The sequence below is a fragment of the Agrococcus sp. TSP3-2-1 genome (assembly GCF_049897585.1).
Taxonomy (GTDB): domain Bacteria; phylum Actinomycetota; class Actinomycetes; order Actinomycetales; family Microbacteriaceae; genus Agrococcus.
In genome coordinates, this window is record NZ_JAFCWN010000003.1 from 410,669 (window position 1) to 417,471 (window position 6,803).

5 protein-coding genes and 1 pseudogene are annotated in these 6,803 nt (G+C 69.6%); 5 read left to right on the top strand and 1 reads right to left on the bottom strand.

Features of this window, described 5'->3' with window-relative positions:
* The first annotated feature begins 5 nt into the window (after nucleotides 1-5).
* The 5 genes and pseudogenes from ACP7BI_RS06755 to ACP7BI_RS06775 all read left to right on the top strand — a co-directional run.
* The gene (locus ACP7BI_RS06755; protein WP_425844558.1) at nucleotides 6-581 is read left to right on the top strand and encodes a TlpA family protein disulfide reductase; all 576 of its coding nucleotides are present in this window, start codon (nucleotides 6-8) and stop codon (nucleotides 579-581) included.
* On the top strand, nucleotides 578-1,336 hold the full coding sequence (locus ACP7BI_RS06760; RefSeq protein WP_425844559.1) for a cytochrome c biogenesis CcdA family protein: 759 nt from the start codon (nucleotides 578-580) through the stop codon (nucleotides 1,334-1,336). The genes ACP7BI_RS06755 and ACP7BI_RS06760 overlap by 4 nt, the downstream gene beginning before the upstream one ends.
* Before the next feature lie 158 nt (nucleotides 1,337-1,494).
* Entirely contained in the window at nucleotides 1,495-2,922 is a 1,428-nt protein-coding gene (gene resB, locus ACP7BI_RS06765; RefSeq protein WP_425844560.1) for a cytochrome c biogenesis protein ResB, read from the top strand.
* A 2-nt stretch (nucleotides 2,923-2,924) separates the two neighbouring features.
* On the top strand, nucleotides 2,925-3,857 hold the full coding sequence (gene ccsB, locus ACP7BI_RS06770; protein WP_425844596.1) for a c-type cytochrome biogenesis protein CcsB: 933 nt from the start codon (nucleotides 2,925-2,927) through the stop codon (nucleotides 3,855-3,857).
* 406 nt (nucleotides 3,858-4,263) lie between these two features.
* Nucleotides 4,264-5,466, top strand: a pseudogene (locus ACP7BI_RS06775) (IS481 family transposase); the annotation flags it as partial.
* On the opposite strand, the gene ACP7BI_RS06780 reads toward ACP7BI_RS06775, so the two are convergent.
* Nucleotides 5,384-6,639 (bottom strand): IS3 family transposase gene (locus ACP7BI_RS06780; protein WP_425844562.1). Its coding sequence is split into 2 segments (ribosomal slippage): nucleotides 5,384-6,369 and nucleotides 6,369-6,639, totalling 1,257 coding nucleotides; the frame shifts between segments, so codons are not numbered across the junction. The pseudogene ACP7BI_RS06775 and the gene ACP7BI_RS06780 sit on opposite strands and share 83 nt — an antisense overlap.
* Nucleotides 6,640-6,803 lie beyond the last annotated feature (164 nt).

Genomic DNA, 6,803 nt, shown 5'->3' on the forward strand with positions numbered 1-6,803 from the left:
GAAGCATGCTGGGTTCGATTCGTCGGGGTCTTGTCGCGGTCGGCCCAGCCGCCGCGCTGCTGCTCAGCGGCTGCGCGGAAGGGCCCGCGGGGCAAGCGGGCGATGCGGGCTACATCGCGGGCGACGGCATCGTCACGGAGATCCCGCTCGACGAGCGCACGAAGCCCGGATCGTTCAGCGGGCCGGTCGCGACCGGCGGCGAGTTCGACTCGGCGGAGCTCGACGGGGTCGCGCTCGTGAACTTCTGGTACGCCGCCTGTCCGCCCTGCCGCGTGGAGGCTCCCGTGCTGGCTGAGCTCCACGCCGAGTACGGCGACCAGGTGGACTTCATCGGCATCAACGTCCGGGACGGCGGCGCGCAGGCGACGGCGTTCGAGGAGGAGTTCGCGATCGAGTACCCGTCGGTCCTCGACGACGTCTCCGCGCAGGGTCAGCTCGCGTTCGCAGGCGTCGTGGCCCCCAACGCGGTCCCGTCGACGATCATCCTCGACGCCGAGGGGCGCGTCGCCGCGCGCGTCTCGGGCGCGGTCAGCGACACCAGCATCCTGTCGACGCTGCTGCGGGAGGAGCTCGAGCGATGATCCAGATGCTCGCGCAGCGAGCGCTCGACCCCGCCGCGGCGGTGCTGAGCGGCGAGCTGCTGCTCTCCGTGCCGGTGGCCCTGCTGGCCGGCATCGTGTCGTTCGCCAGCCCGTGCATCCTCCCGCTCGTGCCGGGCTACCTCGGCCTGATGGGATCGCTCGTCGGCGAGGACGGCGGACGCGGTCGGCTCATCGCGGGCGTGGCGCTGTTCGTCGGCGGCTTCACCACGGTGTTCGTGCTCGGCACCGCGCTCGTCGGCGCTGTGAGCTCGTTCCTCCTCGTGTGGTCGTCGCTGCTCGTCCGGGTGCTCGGCGTGCTGCTCATCGTGCTGGGGCTGGTGTTCATCGGTCAGATGCGCTTCCTGCAGCGCGTCTGGAAGCCGCAGCAGCTGAAGGCGGGCGGCATGTGGACGGCGCCGCTCGTCGGCGTGATCTTCGCGCTTGGGTGGACCCCCTGCTCCGGCCCGACGCTCGCCGCGATCAGCGCCCTGACGGTCACGACGGGCAGCGCGGGGCAGGGGGCCGTGCTGGGACTCGCATACGCGCTGGGCCTCGGAATCCCGTTCTTGCTGCTCGCGGCCGGACTCGGGTGGATGGGCTCCACGATCGCGTGGATGCGACGCCACGTGCGAGCGATCAACATCGCGGGGGGCGCGATGCTGATCCTCATCGGCCTGCTGATGGTCACGGGCGTCTGGGACCTCATCATGAACGAGATGCAAGGGTGGATCGCGTCGTATGCCACGGTCATCTGAGTCGGGCCCGCTGCGGCCGGGAGACCACGTGGATGCGCCCGACCGTGCTGCGCCGATCGCCGGGGTGCCGCGTCTCGGACCCGCGGGATGGGCGCGTTTCCTGTGGCGCCAGCTCACCTCGATGAGGACCGCGATCGTCCTCCTGCTGCTGCTCGCACTTGCCGCCGGGCAGCCTCGTGCCGCAGCGATCGAGCGACCCGAACGGAGTCATCCAGGTCCGCTCCGACAATCCGGAGCTCGTCTGGCTGTACGACGTGATCTCGCTGCACGGCGTCTACACGAGCCCGTGGTTCTCGGCCATCTACATCCTGCTGTTCACGTCGTTGGTGGGATGCGTCATCCCCCGTCTTGTGCACCACTCGAAGGCCATGCTTGCCGCACCGCCGAAGACGCCCGCGCGACTGTCGCGGCTCGTCGGATTCCAGACCGCGCCGGGGACCGTGGACGATCTGGATCGCGCAGAGCGCATGCTGCGGCGCCTGGGGTACCGCACCGCGCGATACGGGCAGAGCGTCTCTGCTGAGCGCGGCTACCTCCGCGAGACCGGCAACCTGCTGTTCCACACGTCGCTGCTCGCGATGATCCTCGTCGTGGGCATCGGCTCAGGCTTCGGCTACGAGGGGCAGCGGCTCCTCGTCGAGGGTCGCGGCTTCGCGAACACGCTCTCGAGCTACGACACCTTCTCGGCTGGGCAGTGGTTCGACGACGGCTCGCTGGAGCCGTTCGCCGTGCGTCTCGACGACCTCGAGGTGGAGTACGAGACCGAGAACCGCCACGCGGTGGGCGCCCCGCTCGACTTCACCGCGCGAGTCGCCGTCAGCGAGCCGAGCGGTGAGCGGCCCGCGCAGATCAAGGTCAACGAGCCGCTCTCGGTTGCAGGCGCTGATCTCTACCTGATCTCGAACGGCTACGCACCCCGCATCTCGGTGCGCGACCCCGATGGGAACGTTGTCTACGACGAGTACACGCCCTTCCTCGCCCAGGACGACTTGATGACGAGCCTCGGCGTGATGAAGCTGCCCGACGGCCTCGAGCAGCAACTCGGCCTGCGCGGATTTTTCTACCCGACAGCCGTGCAGTTGAGCAGCGGAGCACTCGCCTCCGGCTACACCGACGTGCTGAATCCGGTGCTCTCCCTGCAGGCGTTCACGGGAGACCTGGGACTCGATGCAGGCATCCCGCGCTCGGTCTACTCGCTCGCGACGGACGAGATGACGCCGATCGCCGGTGGCGACTCGGCAGCGGAATCCCTGATCCTCGTGCCCGGCCAGTCGCTCGAGCTCCCCGGCGGGCTCGGCACGATCGCGTTCGAGGACGTCCTGCGGTACGGGGTGATCGAAGTGCACGTCGACCACACGCAGACCGCGGTGCTCTGGATCACGATCGCGCTCATCCTCTCGCTGCTCGCATCGCTGCTCATCCCACGTCGCCGGATGTGGGTCAAGGCGACCGATGCGGGACTCGAGCTGGCAGGACTCGCGCGCGGAGAGGACCCGATGCTCGAGCGCGCGGTGGACGCCCTCGCGGTCCGCCTGCGTGACCGGGCCGCAGCGACGCATCCACCCGGAGAGAGGATCACGACGTGACGATGGATCAATGGGACGCGGCAGCGCTGCTGGCCGTCTACTCGGCGATGGCGGTCTACACGCTCGCCTTCGCGGCGTTCGCCATCGATGTGGCGAAGCGATCGGCAGCCAGGTCCGCCGCTGACCGCGAGCTGGTGAGCATCGGCGGCGGCTCCTCGGTGGGCGGGCAGACATCGCCCTCGATCGCTGCGGCCGAGGCTGGCCGCGGCGCTCGGATCGGCTTCGTCCTGACGGTGATCGGCTGGACTGTGCATGTCGCGGGCGCCGTCTTCCGGGGACTGGCCGCCGGCCGCGTCCCGTGGGCGAACATGTACGAGTTCGCACTGACGGGCGTCGCGATCATCGTGGGCGTCTTCGTCTTGTCCCGGCTGTGGCGAGACCTCAGGTTCCTCGGCGTCTTCATCACCGGTCTCGCCGTGGTGTTCCTCGGCACCGCGACGGTCAACTTCTACGTGCCGCCGGTCCCCCTCCCTCCGGCCCTCCAGACCTACTGGCTCGTCATCCACGTCTTCGTCGCCACGCTCGCGACAGGGTTCTTCGCCCTGGGCGCCGGATTGAGCGTCGTCCAGCTCGTGAAGGAGCGGCGGACCAACGGCTTCCTCCGATCGCTGCCGAGCGCTGAGCAGCTCGAAGACCTGGGCTACCGCGTCGGCGTGATCGGGTTCATCTTCTGGACCTTCGCCCTCGTGGCAGGCGCGATCTGGGCGGAGCACGCGTGGGGGCGCTACTGGGGCTGGGACACGAAGGAGGTGTGGACCTTCATCATCTGGGTGCTGTACGCCGGCTACATCCACGCGCGAGCGACTCGCGGTTGGCGCGGCTCCCGCTCCGCCTGGCTGCAGATCATCGGCTTCGCGGCCGTGGTGTTCAACTTCACGGTCGTCAACCTCTTCTTCAAGGGTCTGCACGCGTACTCCGGACTCACCAGCGACTGACGAGGACTGCTCGGAGGGCAGAGCGATCCGCGCTTGTCGGACGCGGATGGCGCCGCAACCGCGGGCACCGCCAGTCTGGTGGCGAGGCACCGAACTGCCGCGGAGTTCTGCTCCGCCGCCTCCATCAGGTGGCGGGTGCCCAACCGCCTTCCCGCTGCGCTCCGACGATCACCACGCTGGCGAGGTGCTTCCTGGCCGGGAACCGGGCGATCGCCATGGGCAGCCCGATCGGACAGCGAACGCTATCCCGCTGGGAAGTGTCGCCATGGGCCGCCGACTCCTCGAGCGAAGCTCGCACGCGACTCACCGCAACGGTGCCCCTGGAGGTGTGCTGGTTCACGACATCGTTCACATATGAGTCGGGACATCGTTCACATATGAGTCGGGACATCGTTCACATTGAGGCGTGTCGAAGTCGCGCGTCATCGTCCTCTCCGTCGTCCGCCAGGGCCTGAGCAAGGCGGAGGCCGCTCGGCGCTTCGGCGTCACCTGGCGGTGGGTGCACGAGCTCGTCCGCCGCTACGAGGCCGGCGGCCTGGACGCGCTCGAGCCGCGCTCGAGACGTCCGCGCTCGAACCCAAACCGCGCCACCGACCCGGTGCGCGAGCGGGTCGTGGCGCTGCGGCAGGAGCTGACCGCGGCGGGCTGGGACGCCGGCCCCGCATCGATCGCCGCCCGGCTCGAACGCGAGGGCACAACGGCGCCGGCGACTTCCACCATCCGCCGCATCCTGCTCGAGGCGCAGCTGATCGCGCCCGAGCCGAGCAAGCGGCCGCGGTCGGCGATGATCCGCTTCGAGGCGCATCAGCCGAACGAGCTCTGGCAGTCCGACTTCACCCACTGGCGCCTGGCCGACGGCACCGACGTGGAGATCCGGGGCTGGCTCGACGACCACTCCCGGCTGCTGCTGTCCTGCACCACCCACCGCCCCGTGACCGGTGCCGCCGTGATCGAGACGTTCACCGCCACCGTCGCCGCCCACGGCGCGCCCGCCGCGACCCTGACCGACAACGGCCGCGTGTTCACCACCCGCGCCACCGGCACCCGCAACGGCTTCGAGCAGCTCCTCGCCTCGCTCGGCATCCAGCAGCTGGGCGGCCGCCCCTTCCACCCGCAGACGCAAGGCAAGGTCGAACGCTTCCACCAGACCCGGGGGCGCTGGCTCGCCGCCCAACCACTCGCCGCCGACCTCGCCGCGCTGCAGACGCAGCTCGACACCTTCCGGCACCACTACAACCACGACCGGCCCCACCGCGCGCTCGCCAGACGCACCCCGCAGACCGCCTACGACGCCACCCTCAAAGCCACACCCGCCGACAACCCCGACCACGGCTCCTGGCGCATCCGCCACGACCGCGTCGACCGCTTCGGCAAGCTCACCCTCCGCCGCGCCGGCCGACTCCACCACCTCGGCATCGGCATCGACCACGCCCGCACACCCGTGCTCATCCTCATCGACGAGACCACCGTCACCGTCAGCAACCGAGCCACCGGCGAAGTGAACCGTCCCCGGTTCTCTGCCGCTCCTATGCGGGTGCCAGCACCGGGTGTGATGGCGTTTCGAGGTCAGCGTAGTACGCGGCCTCGAACTCCTCGGGAGGGACGTCGCCGAGGGTGGAATGCAGGCGCCTGGCGTTGTACCAGTCGACCCATTCAGCGGTGACCCATTCGACGTCCTCCAGCTGCTTGAGCGGACCGGTCCGGAAGGGCGAGTCGTCGCGAATCGCTTCGGTCTTGAACAGCCCGATCGTCGACTCGGCGAGGGCATAGTCATACGCGTCGCCGATCGAGCCGATCGACGCAGCGATGCCCTCCAGGGCGAGCGTCTCGGCGAAGCTCACGGACGTGAATTGAGACCCGGCATCGCTGTGATGGACCAGTCCGTCGAGCGCCGGGCGGCCGGCTCGATCGCGCCGCCACAGGCCCATCCGCAGCGCCGTGGTCACCAACGGTGTCGTCTTCGTGGTCGCGGCCTGCCAGCCGACGATCGCGCGTGAGAAGCAGTCGATCACGAACGACACGTACGCGAACCCGGCCCAGGTGCGCACGTAGGTGAAGTCCGCCACCCAGCGCTGGTTCGGCGCGGGCGCGGTGAACTCCCGCTCGAGCAGATCCGGTGCGCGCTCGGCGTTCCGATCCGGGACGGTCGTGCGCACGCCACGCCCGCGCACCCGGCCGTTGAGGCCGAGATCCCGCATCAGCCGGTCCACCCGCCGCTGGGACACGTCGTGGCCGGCACGTCGCAGATGCGTGGTCATCTTCCGCCGCCCGTACATGCCCTCCGGCGTGCCGACCGTCGCCCGCAGCGCGTCGATCACCACCGCGTCACCCACAGCGCGGCTGCTGGGCTGGGCGCGCTTCCACGCCCGGTAGGTTCGCGCGGCGACCTCCACGCCCTGCTCCCGCAGGACCTGGCAGACCGACTCGACCGCGCGGCCCTTGGCCCGCTGCTCGTCGATGAAGCCGACGGTCAGCGGCGTCGGGGGTCGGGTTCCCCGGCGAAGAAAACCGCCGCGTCGCGCAGGATCGCGTTCGCCTCACGCAGCTCACGGTTCTCCCGCTCAAGCCGCCGCACCCGCTCCGACTCGCTCGTCGAGGCACCCTGCCGTTCGCCGGCGTCGATCTGAGCCTGCCGCACCCATCGGCGCAGCGACTCGGCCCCGAAGCCGAGCCGTTTCGAGACCGTCTCGCACGCGGTCGTCAGGTTCGGGTACTCATCGAGATGGTCGAGCACGAGCCGGATCGCTCGCTGCTTCGTCTCCTCCGGGATCTGCTTCGGCATGATGACTATCTTCCTTCCAGACTCGAAAGGAACCGGCATTAAACCGGCTCATCGCATTTGAGGGTGTAGCGCCGGTCTGAAGCCGCCGGCTTCGAGCAGGGATCGGGCGATGTAGTTGGCGAGGTTGCGGAAGCCGAGCGCGGAGCCGCGGAGGTGCTCGAGGC